Genomic DNA, 13,666 nt, shown 5'->3' with positions numbered 1-13,666 from the left:
TCCCGCAGGACGGCGCCCTCGTGAGCAGAGCTGGGTGCGCTCAGGCCTTGCCGAGGATCCGGTTCAGCTTGGTGCCGCACACCGGGCACGTGGCCTTGGCCATGCGACGCCCGGACTCGGAGACGACGACGTCGCCCTCCGCCTCACGCTTCTCCTTGCACTTCACGCAGTAGAACTCGCCTGCATACGTCTCGGCCATCGCCGGTCCTCCCTCGGTGTCGTGCACCGGACCGGGACTGCGCCGGCCGGCGGCCGGACGCGGTTTCAACGGCCCGAGCGGCCTCAACCCTAGCCCGCGTGAGGCTGCGGAACCGCCAACCTCGCGCACGACGCTCGGTGTGTCGGGGTCCAGGTCCCGGCCGGCGGACGTGCAGCCAGGGCCGTGTGTCGGTGCACAGGTCGGGTCGTGTGTCGTCGGCAGGCGCTACCGTGCGGCTGTGCACCCGAGCCACGACGCCGCGCTGGTGGAGGTCCGCAGGTCGCGCAAGCGCACGCGGACCGTCAGTGCGTGGCGCGACGGCGACCGGACCGTGATCGCCATCCCGGCGCGCTTCTCGCGGGCCGAGGAGAAGGAGTGGGTGCAGCGCATGGTCGGCCGGCTGGCGGACCAGGACCGTCGTCGGCGACCGTCGGACGAGCAGCTCGCGCGGCGCGCGGCCGACCTCTCGCAGCGCTTCCTCGACGGTCGCGCGCGGCCGACGAGCGTGCGCTGGTCCTCCAACCAGGGGCGGCGCTGGGGGTCGTGCACGCCGTCGGACGGCACGATCCGCATCTCCGACCGCGTGCGCGGCATGCCGTCGTGGGTGCTCGACTACGTCCTGGTGCACGAGCTCGCGCACCTGCTGCACATCGGCCACGGCCCGGAGTTCTGGGCGGCGGTCGAGCGGTACCCGCGGACCGCCCGTGCGCGCGGATTCCTCGAGGGGTACTCCTACCGCGGCGACGGGTCCGGGGGCGCCGAGGCGGGCGAGGGTGACGACGGCGGCGCCGACGTCGACGGCGGCGGCCCGGACGCCGTCGGGGACCCCGGCGTCAGGGACGGTCAGCTCTTCTGAGAGAGTCCTGACGCTCGTCCGGGGGTGCTGCCGCGCTCAGCTCTCGTCCGGCTCCTCGCCCAGGATCTCTGCGAGCGCACGGTCCAGGTCCGCAGACTCGTCGATCGCGGCCGCACGCCGCGCACGGTAGCCCGCCGGGTCGTCGAGGTCGTCGCTGCCGGGCATCAGGTCGGGGTGCTCCCACACCGCGTCGCGCGCCTGGGTGCCGCCGTCGCGCGCGATCTGCGCCCACAGCGCGGACGCGTCTCGCAGCCGACGGGGTCGCAGCTCGAGCCCGACGAGCGTCGCGAACGTCTGCTCGGCCGGTCCACCCGCTGCACGGCGGCGCCGGATCATCTCGCGCAGCGCCATGGTGTGCGGCAGGTGGGGGAGCGCAGCCGCCGACGCAACCTGGTCCACCCAGCCCTCGACCAGCGCGAGCGCGGTCTCGAGCCGCTCGAGCGCGGCCTTCTGCTCGGGGGTGGTGTGGGGCGCGAACACGCCGCCGGACAGCGCCTGCTGCAGCGCGGCGGCGTCGGTCGGGTCGATCGAGCGCACGGCCTCCTCGAGCTGCTCGACGTCGATGCTGATGCCGCGCGCGTAGGTCTCGACGAGCGCGAGCAGGTGTGCGCGCAGCCACGGCACGTGCGTGAACAGCCGGGTGGCCGCGGCCTCGCGCAGCGCGAGGAACAGGCGGACCTCCTCGACGGGTGCGTCGAGGCCCTCGGCGAACGCCTCGACGTTGGTCGCGACGAGCGCCGGTGCGGGACGCTCGAGCAGGGGCAGCCCGATGTCCGTCGTGCCGAACACCTCGCGCGAGAGCGTCCCGGCGGCCTGGCCGACCTGCATGCCGAACACCGCCGAGCCGAGCCTGCGCAGCAGCTGTGACGCGTCGACGCCGCCGGGGAGCTCACCGCCGAGGCCACCCAGCGCTCCCGGGCCGCCCGCGTCCCCGAACCCGGACAGGTCCTCGTCGCGCATCGCCTGGGTGAGCGCGCCGGCCAGCGCGGAGGAGAGCGACGACGCGATCGGCTCGGTGAGCGTGCGCCACGTCGGCAGCGTCGCCTCGACCCACTCGGCGCGGCTCCAGGCGCGCGGGCGTCCCGACGACGGAGGCAGCTCGGTCGCGGCGTCGAGCCACAGCTCCGCGACGGCCAGCGCCTCGAGCAGCTCGCGCTCGCGGGCGGGGGACAGCGACGGGTCGCCCTCGGCCGCGGCCTGCTGGCGGGCGAGGTCGTGTGCCATCTGCCAGTTCACCGGCTCGTCGCCCGAGGCCGCGAGCATGCGCTGCATCTGGTCGAACGCCTGCTGGACCGCCGCGGGGTCGGTCGGCATGCCGGGCATCGACGACGGGTCGATGCCGCGTTCGCGCAGCTCGCGGATCGCGTCGTCGGCGCCCGGGCCGAGCATCGCGCGCAGCATCTGCTCCCACGGCTCGCCCTGGCCGTCGTCGGGCCCTGGCACGGCGGGGTTCTCGGAACTCACGATGACCTCCTGCGAGGATGGGGGCCGGCTGCGAACCACGGTAACCATGCAGCCGGGGAACGGGGCACGCGTGGGCAGGCAGGTTCGCTCAGGGCGCAGCACGCAGGGGGCCGCGCACGACGACGACGGGGAGCGCGCGGACGCCGCGGCGGCCGGTCTCGACGGCGCTGCCGCCGAGGTGCTGCCGGACGTGCTCGTCGTCGGCGGCGGCCCGGTCGCGCTCGGCGTCGCTGCAGGCTGGGGCTCGCCGGTGCGCACGATCGACGAGGTCCCCGAGGTCGACCCGGCCGCGGCGCTCGCGGGGGCCGAGGTCGTCGTGCTCGTGTGCGTGGGGGACCCGCCGGGCGCGGTCGGGGACGTCGCCGCCGCCGTCGCGCACGCCCAGCGCTTGTTCGCGGGCGCGCGGTCAGCGGGGGTCGCGCACGTCGTCGTCGTGACGTCCGCCGTGGTGCACGGCGCGTGGCCCGCGCGGCCGGTGATCCACGACGACGACCCGATCCCGCGCCCGGACAAGCGGGACACCGAGGGACTGGTCGCGCGCCTGCGCGCGATCGAGTCCGTCGTCGCGCGGGCGTCGGGGCGGCGTCGGCCCGCGGTCGCGGTGCTGCGGCCCGCCGCGGTCGTCGGCACGGGCGTCGACACCTTCGTCACGCGTCATTTCGAGGCGCCCCGCCTGCTGACGGTGCGCGGGTCGGAACGCGAGTGGCAGTTCGTGCACGTCGCCGACGTCGCGTCCGCCGCGCGGTTCGCCGTCGAGCACCGGCTCACCGGAGCGCTCACGGTGGGCGCGGCCGACACGCTCACACCCGAGCAGGTGCAGGCGGCGTCCGGCATGCGGCGCGTCGAGCTCGCGCCCGCGACGGCGTTCGGCACGGCCGAGCGGCTGCACCGGGTGGGCGTGCTGCCGGCACCCGCGAGCGAGCTCGCGTTCGTCGTCCACCCCTGGACGGTGGCGAGCGACCGCTTGCGTGCGGCGGGCTGGCAGGAGTCGTGGTCGAGCGCCGCGTGCCTCGACGTGCTGCTCGAGGGGGTGCAGGGCCGCCTCGCGGTGGCGGGCCGTCGCGTCGGGGCTCGCGACGCAGCTGCCCTGGGGGCGGCCGGAGCGGCGGTCGCGGCGATCGGGACGGCCGCGATCTGGCGGCAGGCGCGTCAGCGTCGTCGGCGCTGACGGGGCGCTCGCGTCGGCGTCGCGGCGCCGGACCAGGCCGCGTCGCGGCACGCGAGGTCCCGCACATGCGCGTGCGGCATGATCGGCCCGTGGCCGACGAGCACCAGCACCCCGACGTCCCGCCCGCCGACGACGACGGCGAGGCCTTCGTCGTCCCCCCGGGCGACGGTCCGCGGCCCCGCTCGCCGCGCCGTGCGATGACGCTGACCGCGAGCATGCTGGTCGCGGCGGTGGCGTTCGCGCTGCTCGTCGTGCTCCCGACGGGTTACGCGGTCAGCTCGCCGGGCCCGACGAAGGACGTGCTCGGCAAGCAGGACGGGACGCCCCTCATCCAGATCAGCGGCGCGACGACGTACCCGTCCACCGGCGAGCTGCGCCTGACGACGGTCTCGGGCACGGGCGGGCCGGGATACCCCTCGACGGTCCTGCGCGTGCTCGACGGCTGGGCCTCGAGGTGGTCGGTCGCCCAGCCGCGCGAGGTGCTCTACCCGACGCAGGAGACGCGCGAGCAGATCGACCAGGAGAACACCCAGGCGATGACCAGCTCGCAGGAGAACGCGTCGGTCGCCGCGCTCACCGAGCTGGGGTACGAGGTCCCGGCCACGCTGACCGTGGCGGGCACGGTCGAGGGCTCGGACGCGGCGAAGGTGCTGAAGAAGGACGACGTCATCACGTCGCTCGACGGATCGCCGGTGCCCGACTACCAGACGCTGCTCGACGACCTGTCGAAGGTGCAGGCGGGCGACACGATCACGCTCGGCATCACGCGCGACGGCAAGGAGCAGGACGTCTCGATCGTCACGGGCAAGAAGCCCGACGGAAGCGCGATGATCGGCGTCTACATCGACCCGACGTTCGACATGCCGGTGAAGATCGACATCAGCATCGACGGCATCGGCGGGCCGAGCGCCGGGACGATGTTCGCGCTCGGGATCATCGACAAGATGACGAAGGAGGACGAGGCGAACGGCGTCGACATCGCAGGGACGGGGACGATGGACGTCTCGGGCGACGTCGGCCAGATCGGCGGCATCCGGCAGAAGCTCGAGGGTGCTCGGCGCGACGGCGCGACGTGGTTCCTCGCCCCGGCGAGCAACTGCAAGGACGTCGTCGGCCACGTCCCGTCCGGCCTGCACGTGGCGCGGGTCTCGACGCTGCACGACGCGCGTGAGGCGATGGTCGCGATCGGCGCGGGCAAGGGATCGACGCTCCCGACCTGCGAGAAGTAGCCGCAGCGGCAGCCCTCGGCGGGTCAGTCGAGGGTGGCCCGCAGCGCGTCGGCGAGCCCCGGCACGAGGTCGGGTCCCTGCCCCACCTGGTCGTCGGCGTCGTGCGCCCGCGTGCGCACCGCTCCCCACGTGCCGCCGCCGCGCAGCACGCCCACCGCGAGCCGCACGTCCTGGCGGTCGGGGTGCGCGAGCAGGTACGCGAGCGCCTCGTCGGCGGCGGCAGGCATGGCCTCCTCCGCCGCGGGCGGGAGCACGACACGCTCGGCGGTGACCGCGACACCGTCGACGCCGGCGGGCCACGACAGACCCGCGAGCAGGTGCTCGAGGTCGTCGGCGGGGGGCAGGCCCTCCTGCTCGACCGACGTCAGGTGCCACGCGTTCTCCCGTGCGGCGGCGAGCACGGCGTCGTCGAGCTGGTCGGCGAGGCCTGGCTCGGCCTCGAGCGCGGCCTGCGTGCGGACGAGCGCGAACACCCGCACGGGTGCGTCCCAGCCGGCCTGCGCGACGTGGTGCTCGATCTCGCGCACGGCGTCGGCGAGGGCGGCCAGCGCGGTCGGGCTGCCGGGGTCGTCGTGAGAGGTCACGCGTCCCATCGTCGCACCCGACGCGAGCTCTGCCGCCCGACGCCCGGACCTGTGTGCCGCCCGGCCCCCGCATGTCGGTGGCCTGTGGGAACCTGGGCGCAGTCCGACCCGTTGGGAGAGCCGTGACCTACGCCAGCCCGTCCCGTCCGCAGCCGGCCTCCGGGCCGCGCCGGCGACGCAGCCCGCTCGTGCCCACGCTGATCGTCCTGGGGGCGATCGTCGTCCTCGTCGTGATCCTGTCCCAGGTGTGGACGGAGGTGCTCTGGTATCGCCAGCTCGGGTTCGTCGAGGTCATCCGCACCGAGTGGGGCACGCGGGTGCTGCTGTTCCTCGCCGGGTTTCTCGTCATGGGCGGCGCGGTGTGGTGGAGCCTGTCGTACGGGTACCGGTCGCGTCCCGTGTACGCGCCCAGCACGCCCGAGCAGGCGAACCTGGACCAGTACCGCGAGGCCATCGAGCCGCTGCGCCGGCTCGTGCTGATCGCCGCGCCGATCGTCGTCGGGCTGTTCGCCGGGGCTGCCGCCTCGCAGCAGTGGCAGACGGTGCAGCTGTGGATCCACGGCGGGCACGTCGGCACCTCGGACCCGCAGTACGGCATCGACCTGGGGTTCTACCTGTTCACGTTGCCGGGGCTGCGGTTCGTCGTGTCGTTCCTGCTCGCGGTCACGGTCATCTCGGGCGTCGCCGGACTCGCCACGCAGTACCTGTACGGCGGCCTGCGGATCGGGGGCTCGAACGCGACGCCGCGCACGACGAAGGCCGCGCGCGTGCACCTCGCGACGATCGGCGCGGTGCTCATGCTGCTCGTCGCCGCCAACTACTGGCTCGACCGCTACTCGGTGCTGACCAAGACGCGCGAGAAGTTCGAGGGTGCCGCGTACACCGACGTGCACGCGGTGATCCCCGCCAAGGCGATCCTCGCTGGCATCGCGGTGTTCGTCGCGATCACGTTCGTCGTCACCGCGGCGCGCGGCAACTGGCGCCTCCCGCTGATCGGCGTGGGCCTCATGATCGTCGCGGCGATCGCCGTCGGCGGCATCTACCCGGCGATCGTGCAGCGCTTCCAGGTGCAGCCGAACCAGCAGGACGCGGAGTCGGAGTACATCCAGCGCAACATCGACGCGACGAAGGCCGCCTACGGCCTGGACGACATCGACGTGCAGTCCTACTCGGCCAAGACGACCGCCGAGAAGGACGCCCTACGCCAGGACGCCGACACCACCGCGTCGATCCGGCTGCTCGACCCCCAGATCGTCAGCCCCGCGTTCAAGCAGCTCGAGGCGCAGAAGACCTTCTACCAGTTCCCCGACTCGCTCTCCGTGGACCGCTACGTGGTCAAGGACCAGAGCCGGGACACCGTCATCGCGGCGCGCGACATCAACATCGCCGGACTGCAGGCGCAGCAGCGCAACTGGGTCAACGACACCACCGTGTACACGCACGGCTACGGGGTCGCGGCGGCCTACGGAAACACCACCACCGTCGGCGGCGCGCCGGACTTCTGGGAGGGTGGCATCCCCTCGTCGGGTGAGATGGGCGACTACGAGCCGCGCATCTACTTCGGCCTCACCTCGCCGCAGTACTCGATCGTCGGCGCACCGGACGGGACCAAGAGCTGGGAGTTCGACTACCCGCGCACCGGTGACGGCGGCGAGACCGCGGTCAACACGACGTTCCCGACGCAGACCGTCTCGGCGGGACCGAGCATCGGGAACCCGCTCAACAAGCTGCTGTACGCGATCAAGTTCGGCTCCGAGCAGATCCTGTTCTCCGACCGCGTGAACTCCGACTCGCAGATCCTGTACGACCGCAACCCGCGCGAGCGCGTGCAGAAGGTCGCGCCGTACCTGACGCTCGACGGGCGCGTGTACCCCGCGGTCGTCGACGGCAAGATCGTCTGGATGGTCGACGGCTACACGACGAGCAGCGAGTACCCGTACGCGGCGTCGCGCTCGCTCGAGAACGCGACGGTCGACTCGCTGACCGAGACGACGAGCACGATCCAGGCGCTGCAGCCCAAGACGGTCAACTACATCCGCAACTCGGTGAAGGCGACGGTCGACGCTTACAGCGGCAAGGTGACGCTCTACGCGTGGGACCCGAACGACCCGGTGCTGAAGGCGTGGTCGAAGGTCTTCCCGACGTCGCTCGAGCCGGTCTCGAAGATCGACGGCGCGCTCATGAGCCACATCCGCTACCCCGAGGACCTGTTCAAGGTCCAGCGGACCCTGCTCGAGCGCTACCACGTCACCGACCCCGCGCAGTTCTTCGTCGGTGCCGACTTCTGGACGGTCCCGGACGACCCGAACCACCCGAAGACCGCGCAGCCGCCGTACTACATGACGCTGCGGATGCCCGGGCAGGACACCGCGAACTTCTCCCTGATGTCGACGTTCATCCCCGCGGGCACCGGCGCACGCAACGTCCTGACCGGGTACCTCTCGGTGGACGCGGAGGCGGGGAGCGAGGCGGGCAAGCCGTCGGCCGACTACGGCAAGCTCAGGCTGCTCGACATCAGCAGCTCGACGACGGTCAACGGCCCGGGCCAGATGGACAACATCTTCAAGACCAACCCCACCGTCAGCGGCTTCGTCAGATCGGTCGAGACGGCCAGCTCCTCGGTGGTCCGCGGCAACCTGCTGACGATCCCGCTGGGCGGCTCGCTCGTGTACGTGCAGCCGATGTACGTGCAGTCGGCGACCGCGGGCGGCACGTCGTACCCGCTGCTGCAGCGCGTGCTGGTCGGGTTCGGCAACCAGGTGGGCTTCGCGCCCACGCTCGACGAGGCGCTGGACCAGGTGTTCGGCGGCGACTCGGGTGCGAACGCCGGTGACTCCGACAACGCGGGCAAGACCGACGACGGCACGACGACGCCGCCGACCACCGAGCCGACGTCGCCGGCCGAGCCCACGGCGCCGGCGACGAACGAGCCGACGGCACCGGCGACCAGCGCGCCGCCGTCGTCGAACGCGCGGGCCGACCTCGAGGCGGCGCTCAAGGACGCCAACGAGGCGGTGCAGGCCGGCCAGGCGGCGCTCGCGAAGGGTGACTTCGCGGCCTACGGGCAGGCGCAGGCGGAGCTCGACGCGGCCCTGCAACGGGCCACGGACGCCGAGTCGCGCCTGGACCAGTAGGTCAGACGGCCACGGTCGTCGACGCCCTCGTCGAGCCGCCCGCGAGGGTGGCGTCGACGGGGGCGTCGGTCGTCGCGGCGACGAGTGCGCGCACCAGCGGGTGCCACGGCCTGCGCGACGGGCCGGTGAGCACCAGCTCGCGCGTCAGCTCGGGGCTCAGCGGGGCGAGCGTCACGCCGTCGGGCAGCAGGCCACCCCCGAGGGCGGGCATCACGGAGACGCCGATGCCCTCGGCGACCATCCGCACCATCGTCGCGAGCTCACGCACGCGCTGCGCGGGCTCGTAGGGGAGTCCGGCCTGCTCGTGCAGGCGCAGCATCTGGGCCTCGCAGCCACCCGCCGACGCGAGCAGCCCGTCCTCGCGCAGCTCCTCGATGCTGATCGCCGGCTCGCCGAGCAGCGGGTGGTCGGTGCGGACGACGGCTCGCATGTCGTCGCGCGCGACGAGCCGCGCACCGGGGGCGACGTGCACGGGGTCGACGAGGATCGCGGCGTCGACCGTGCCGCTCTCGAGCCACGGCTCGAGCTCGTCGTCGTCGCCCTCGAACACGCGGACCTGGACGTCGGGCAGCTCGGTGGACCAGCGGTGCAGGAGCGCGGGGAGCAGCCCCTGGCACACCGTGGGCACCGCGGCGAGCCGCACGGTGCCGCGGTGCCGCACGGTGGTGACCTCGGCCGTGAAGGCGTCGGCCGACGACACCGCGGCGCGCGCGTGCGGGAGCAGCCGGGCGCCGAGCGGGGTGGCGCGCACGGGTGCGGCGCGCTCCACCAGCCGGCCTCCGACCTCGCGCTCGAGCGCGGCGAGCGCGTGCGACGCGGCGGACTGGCTCGTCGCCAGCCGGACGGCGGCCTCGGTGAACGACCCTGCATCGACGACGGTGACGAGGGTGCGCAGCTGCGCGAGCGTGGGCATGAGCAAACCCTATGCCCGCATGAGCCGCATGTGTTTGCCTCATGATGATGCTCGCGCCCACCATGATCACGTGAACCGGATCGTCGCGATGTACCTGGCCCTCGCCGCCGTGTGGGGATCCAGCTTCCTGTGCATGAAGGTGGGCCTCGAGGGGCTCGCGCCCGCGCAGGTCGTGCTGGCGCGTGTGGTGCTGGGTGCGACCGCGCTCGTCGTCGTCGCGCTCGCGACCCGGGCCGCCTGGCCGCGCGGCGTGCGCCAGTGGGGCCACCTCGCGGTGCTCGGCGTGCTGCTGTGCGTCGTGCCGTTCCTGCTGTTCGCGTGGGCGGGCGAGCGTGTGCCGTCGAGCCTCTCGTCGATCCTCAACGCGACGACCCCGCTCATGACAGCCCTCGCGTCCGCGGCGCTGCTGCCCACCGAGCGGCTCACGCGCCGCCAGCGTTACGGGCTCGCGCTCGGGGCGGTCGGCGTGGTGGTCGTCGTCGGCCCGTGGGACGCCGTGCGCTCGCTCGCCACGGCCGCGCCGCTCACCGCAGTGCTCGCGTGCCTCGGCGCGACCGCGTGCTACGGCATCGGGATGACGTACCTGCGGCGCTTCGTCACGCCGCTCGGCCTCCCGCCGGTGACGGTCGCGGTGGGCCAGGTGGGCGTCGCCGCGGTGCTGATGCTGCTGGCGGCGCCGGTCGTCGCGACCGCGCCCGTGCACCTGACGACGTCCGCCGTGCTCGCGATGGTCGCGCTCGGCGCTCTCGGTACGGGTCTCGCGTACATGTGGAACACGACCGTCGTCGGCGCGTGGGGAGCGCAGCGCGCGTCGACCGTGACGTACCTGACACCGCTGGTCGGGGTGGTGCTCGGGGTGCTCGTGCTGGGGGAGCGTCTGCACTGGTACGAGCCCGTCGGCGGGCTCCTGGTGGTGGCCGGCGTCGTCGTCGCGCAGCGGGCTCGCGCTCGGACCGTGGCGCCTCCGCGGGGATCCGATTTGGCCGAGGTCCGGGGCTGACGTATGGTTGTGCCTACCGACGCGGGGTGGAGCAGCTCGGTAGCTCGCTGGGCTCATAACCCAGAGGTCGCAGGTTCAAATCCTGTCCCCGCTACTTAAAGACGAAGGCCCGGACCGATGGTCCGGGCCTTCGTCGTTCGTGCTGTCCTGATCACTCAGTGCGAGAGGGGAGCCGTGCGGCATCGACGACTCGGGCCTGTGCCGAGCATGGTGATCGCGGTCGTCATCGGACTCATCGGCATCGCGGGTCTTGTGGCCGACGCGAGCATGCAGCGCGAGCTCGATCGTTCGGGGGTCGTCGTGACGGCGGAGGTCGTCTCGTTCCACGAGGGGCACGGGCGGTCAGACGACAGCTATGTGGTCGTCCAGCTCCCGGGTGTCGACGAAACTGTTCGTGTCGATCATTTCCGTGGTGTGCCGACCCTGGGAGCGTCGATGGCCGTGCGCTACGTGCCCGGCGATCTCGATGCCGCGGCCCAGGACGGCGTCCGGGTGTGGGGTGCTCAGACCGTCCTCTACGCGTTCCTCGTCGCGGCCCGTGCCATCAGTGTCGTGATCGAGGCGCGCCGCCTCCGGGCGCGATCGCGCCCCGAGCCGATCCACAGGCGATGAGTCGCGGCCGCAAGCGGCGACAGTCGCGACGTGGACGCCGTCTGGTCGACACCGCCGCTGGCGGATGCTGTTCTGAGCGGTCGGGTCCACATGACGAGATTCCCTACTGATCCAGTAGAGAAATAGCCGAGCGCTGCTAGACCTGCCCCCGAACCGATCCACGGGGGAGGAACACATGAGCAGCACAGCACCCGGTCCCACGGTCGTCGTGGTGTCCGGCAACCCGCGCGCGGGGTCGCGGACCCTGGGCGCCGCACGCCAGGTCGCGGAGCGCGTCGCGGCGGAGGTCGGCGGCGACGTCACCGCCACGATCGACCTCGCGACGATCGCGGGCGAGCTTCTTGCGGGCGAGCACCCGGCGGCCGACGAGGCGCGCGCGACGCTCGCGGCGGCGGACGTCGCCGTCATCGCGACCCCCGTCTACAAGGCGTCGTATACCGGGCTGCTCAAGGCGTTCCTCGACCTGCATGGCCCCGACGGGCTCGCGGGCGTGGTCGTCGTGCCTCTCGTCGTGTCCGGCAACCCGGCCCATGCGCTCGTCGGAGAGGTGCACCTGCGGCCCGTGCTCGTCGAGCTCGGCGCGGTGGTGCCGACGCGGTCGTTGAGCGTCGTCGAGAGCCAGCTCGCCGACCTCGGGCCGGCGGTCGACGCGTGGCTGGCGGGTGCCTCGCAGGCGCTGCGCCGCGCGACGACGAGCGCCGACCGTGAGCTCGTGGGGGCGCAGCGATGACCGCGGAGCCCGTGGCGAAGCCGTCCGACGCGCACCCGCACGGCCAGGAGGTGCTGAACCCCGACGAGTACAAGGCCGTCTTCCGCGGGCACCCCGCCGGTGTGGCGGTCGTGAGCCTGCGCGACGACGAGACCGGCAAGCTCGTCGGCTTCACCGCGACCTCGGTCATCTCGGTGTCCGCCGCGCCGCCGCTGCTCGCGTTCTCGCTCGCGGCGTCGTCCTCGTCGTGGCCGGCGCTCGCGCGCACGAGCACGCTCGCCCTCAGCTTCCTCGCGGACCACCAGGACGACGTCTCGGCGCGGTTCGCGACGAGCGGCATCGACCGGTTCGCCGCCGGGGGCTGGCGCGCGCTCGAGACCGGCGAGCCCGTGATCGAGGGTGCGCTGTCCTGGGTGCGCGGTCGCGTCGTGCAGCGCGTGGCCGTCGGCTCGAGCTTCCTGGTCTCGGTCGAGGCGATCTCGTCGAGCGTGCGGCTGTCCACCGAGTGCGCGCATCGCGAGGGCCTGGTCGCCGCGTCCCCGCTGGTCTACCACGACCGCACGTACCACCGGATCGGCGAGCACTCCGCGATCTGAGGCGAGCGACGACGACGGCCCGCGACCTCCGCCGGAGGCCGCGGGCCGTCGTGCTCTGCGGCAGGGTCAGGATCAGACCGCGGTGAACCCCGCCGCGCGGCGCGCGTCCGCCGCGGACCACAGGTCGGTCTTCACCTCCGCCCGGACCACCGGGATCACCTCCTGCGCGAACCGCCGCAGCACGTCCTCCTGGTGCGACGGCTCGAGCAGGTGGTTGACGGAGACGGACTGCAGGTCGTGCCCGAACGAGCCGTGGTAGTCGAGGATCTTCTCCGCCACCCGCTCGGGGGAGCCGACGAGCGCGGGACCGCGCTCGACCGCGTCCTCGACGGTCGCGAAGCTCGGGGCCTTGCCGACCGCTTCGGGTCCGTAGCCTCGTCGGGCCGCGGCCGCGACCTGCCCCTCGTAGATGGGCCGGTACTGCTCGATCGCCTCCTCGGTGGTGTCGGCGAGGTAGAGACCTCCCGAGCCGGCGCCGACGAACGCGTAGGCGGGGTCGTGCCCGTTGGCGGCGTACTGCTCGCGGTAGCGGTCGATCAGCACCTGGTAGTTCTCACGTGGCTGCAGCGCGTTGGCGCTGACGATCGGGTCGCCGTGGCGCGCGGCGAGATCCACCGCGAACTGCGACGTCGCCGACCCGTGCCAGATCCGGAAGGGTCCCGCGAACGGGCGGGGGAGCGTCGTCGCGTGGTCGAGACGGTGCCGGTGCCGGCCCTCCCAGGTGACGTCCTCCTGCGTGAGCAGCAGGCGCAGCAGCTCGTAGTTCTCCTGCAGGTACTCGTACTGCTTGTCGATGTCGAGCCCCAGCAGCGGGTACTGCAGCACCTCGTTGCCCTTGCCGATGACGATCTCGAGGCGCCCGCGGCTGAGCTGGTCGATCGTCGCGAGATCCTCGGCGACGCGGATCGGGTCCAGCAGCGAGAGCACCGTGACGCCGGTCGAGAGCAGGATGCGCGAGGTGCGGGCCGCGACCGCCCCGAGGATGACCGTCGGGGCCGACGACAGCACCTCGCCCGCGTGCCGCTCACCGACGGCGAACGAGTCGAAGCCCAGCTCCTCGGCAAGCACCGCGGTCTGCACGACCCGGTTCAGCCGCTCCGACGGCGGCACGGCCGCGCCCGTGACGGGGTGCGGCGGGTTGAAGACGATGTCGAGGACCTGGAACCTCATGCGTGCGCTCCTGACGGGACGGGGGTGGGGAC

Annotated in this window: 13 protein-coding genes and 1 tRNA gene; 9 read left to right on the top strand and 5 right to left on the bottom strand. The window is 73.0% G+C overall.

Annotation, left to right across the window (positions count from 1 at the left end; translation table 11 throughout):
* Window positions 1–40: 40 nt before the first annotated feature.
* Window positions 41–199: a DUF5679 domain-containing protein gene (locus AW16_RS18660; RefSeq protein ID WP_191788260.1), complete on the bottom strand. Its 159-nt coding sequence runs from the start codon at window positions 197–199 to the stop codon at window positions 41–43.
* A 238-nt stretch (window positions 200–437) separates the two neighbouring features.
* Here AW16_RS18660 and AW16_RS0112985 point away from each other — a divergent pair, with 238 nt between their 5' ends.
* Window positions 438–1,055 (top strand): M48 family metallopeptidase, encoded by a 618-nt coding sequence (locus AW16_RS0112985; RefSeq protein ID WP_029291036.1) that lies wholly within the window; start codon window positions 438–440, stop codon window positions 1,053–1,055.
* A 36-nt stretch (window positions 1,056–1,091) separates the two neighbouring features.
* On the opposite strand, the gene AW16_RS0112980 is transcribed toward AW16_RS0112985, so the two are convergent.
* The gene (locus tag AW16_RS0112980; protein WP_231496051.1) at window positions 1,092–2,456 is read right to left on the bottom strand and encodes a zinc-dependent metalloprotease; all 1,365 of its coding nucleotides are present in this window, start codon (window positions 2,454–2,456) and stop codon (window positions 1,092–1,094) included.
* A 133-nt stretch (window positions 2,457–2,589) separates the two neighbouring features.
* Here AW16_RS0112980 and AW16_RS0112975 point away from each other — a divergent pair, with 133 nt between their 5' ends.
* Entirely contained in the window at window positions 2,590–3,687 is a 1,098-nt protein-coding gene (locus AW16_RS0112975; protein WP_231496050.1) for a nucleoside-diphosphate sugar epimerase, read from the top strand.
* 89 nt (window positions 3,688–3,776) lie between these two features.
* A complete protein-coding gene (locus tag AW16_RS0112970; protein WP_231496049.1) occupies window positions 3,777–4,916 on the top strand; it encodes a PDZ domain-containing protein in 1,140 nt (379 codons plus the stop codon).
* A 23-nt stretch (window positions 4,917–4,939) separates the two neighbouring features.
* Here AW16_RS0112970 and AW16_RS0112965 read toward each other — a convergent pair whose 3' ends face one another.
* Window positions 4,940–5,500: a PPA1309 family protein gene (locus AW16_RS0112965; protein ID WP_034649170.1), complete on the bottom strand. Its 561-nt coding sequence runs from the start codon at window positions 5,498–5,500 to the stop codon at window positions 4,940–4,942.
* Window positions 5,501–5,622: 122 nt separating this feature from the next.
* Between AW16_RS0112965 and AW16_RS0112960 the strand changes: the two genes are divergently transcribed.
* Window positions 5,623–8,634, top strand: a complete 3,012-nt coding sequence (locus AW16_RS0112960) for a UPF0182 family protein (protein ID WP_029291026.1) — start codon at window positions 5,623–5,625, stop codon at window positions 8,632–8,634.
* Window position 8,635: 1 nt separating this feature from the next.
* On the opposite strand, the gene AW16_RS0112955 is transcribed toward AW16_RS0112960, so the two are convergent.
* Window positions 8,636–9,547: a LysR family transcriptional regulator gene (locus AW16_RS0112955; RefSeq protein ID WP_081861664.1), complete on the bottom strand. Its 912-nt coding sequence runs from the start codon at window positions 9,545–9,547 to the stop codon at window positions 8,636–8,638.
* Between the two features lie 70 nt (window positions 9,548–9,617).
* Here AW16_RS0112955 and AW16_RS0112950 point away from each other — a divergent pair, with 70 nt between their 5' ends.
* From AW16_RS0112950 to AW16_RS0112930, 5 genes are all read left to right on the top strand, one after another.
* Window positions 9,618–10,547: a DMT family transporter gene (locus AW16_RS0112950; RefSeq protein WP_231496048.1), complete on the top strand. Its 930-nt coding sequence runs from the start codon at window positions 9,618–9,620 to the stop codon at window positions 10,545–10,547.
* A 20-nt stretch (window positions 10,548–10,567) separates the two neighbouring features.
* Window positions 10,568–10,641: transfer RNA gene (locus tag AW16_RS0112945), tRNA-Met, on the top strand.
* A gap of 104 nt (window positions 10,642–10,745) precedes the next feature.
* Window positions 10,746–11,159: a hypothetical protein gene (locus tag AW16_RS0112940; RefSeq protein ID WP_029291020.1), complete on the top strand. Its 414-nt coding sequence runs from the start codon at window positions 10,746–10,748 to the stop codon at window positions 11,157–11,159.
* A gap of 175 nt (window positions 11,160–11,334) precedes the next feature.
* Entirely contained in the window at window positions 11,335–11,889 is a 555-nt protein-coding gene (locus AW16_RS0112935; protein ID WP_029291018.1) for an NADPH-dependent FMN reductase, read from the top strand.
* Complete coding sequence (locus AW16_RS0112930; RefSeq protein ID WP_029291016.1) at window positions 11,886–12,464, top strand: flavin reductase family protein; 579 nt, start codon at window positions 11,886–11,888, stop codon at window positions 12,462–12,464. The genes AW16_RS0112935 and AW16_RS0112930 overlap by 4 nt, the downstream gene beginning before the upstream one ends.
* 72 nt (window positions 12,465–12,536) lie before the next feature.
* Here the strand turns inward: AW16_RS0112930 and AW16_RS0112925 are convergent, their stop codons facing one another.
* Complete coding sequence (locus tag AW16_RS0112925; RefSeq protein WP_029291014.1) at window positions 12,537–13,634, bottom strand: LLM class flavin-dependent oxidoreductase; 1,098 nt, start codon at window positions 13,632–13,634, stop codon at window positions 12,537–12,539.
* Between the last annotated feature and the right edge of the window lie 32 nt (window positions 13,635–13,666).

This window comes from Cellulomonas sp. HZM (assembly GCF_000708885.1).
Lineage (GTDB): Bacteria > Actinomycetota > Actinomycetes > Actinomycetales > Cellulomonadaceae > Cellulomonas.
Note: the sequence above shows the minus strand (reverse complement) of the source record. Positions and strands in the feature narration are given on the sequence as shown.

Coding starts and splice junctions, on each gene's coding strand:
- AW16_RS18660 (WP_191788260.1), bottom strand. CDS start 199: ATGGCCGAGACGTATGCAGGCGAGTTCTACTGCGTGAAGTGCAAGGAG.
- AW16_RS0112980 (WP_231496051.1), bottom strand. CDS start 2,456: ATGCTGCGCGCGATGCTCGGCCCGGGCGCCGACGACGCGATCCGCGAG.
- AW16_RS0112955 (WP_081861664.1), bottom strand. CDS start 9,547: ATGCCCACGCTCGCGCAGCTGCGCACCCTCGTCACCGTCGTCGATGCA.
- AW16_RS0112935 (WP_029291018.1), top strand. CDS start 11,335: ATGAGCAGCACAGCACCCGGTCCCACGGTCGTCGTGGTGTCCGGCAAC.
- AW16_RS0112930 (WP_029291016.1), top strand. CDS start 11,886: ATGACCGCGGAGCCCGTGGCGAAGCCGTCCGACGCGCACCCGCACGGC.
- AW16_RS0112925 (WP_029291014.1), bottom strand. CDS start 13,634: ATGAGGTTCCAGGTCCTCGACATCGTCTTCAACCCGCCGCACCCCGTC.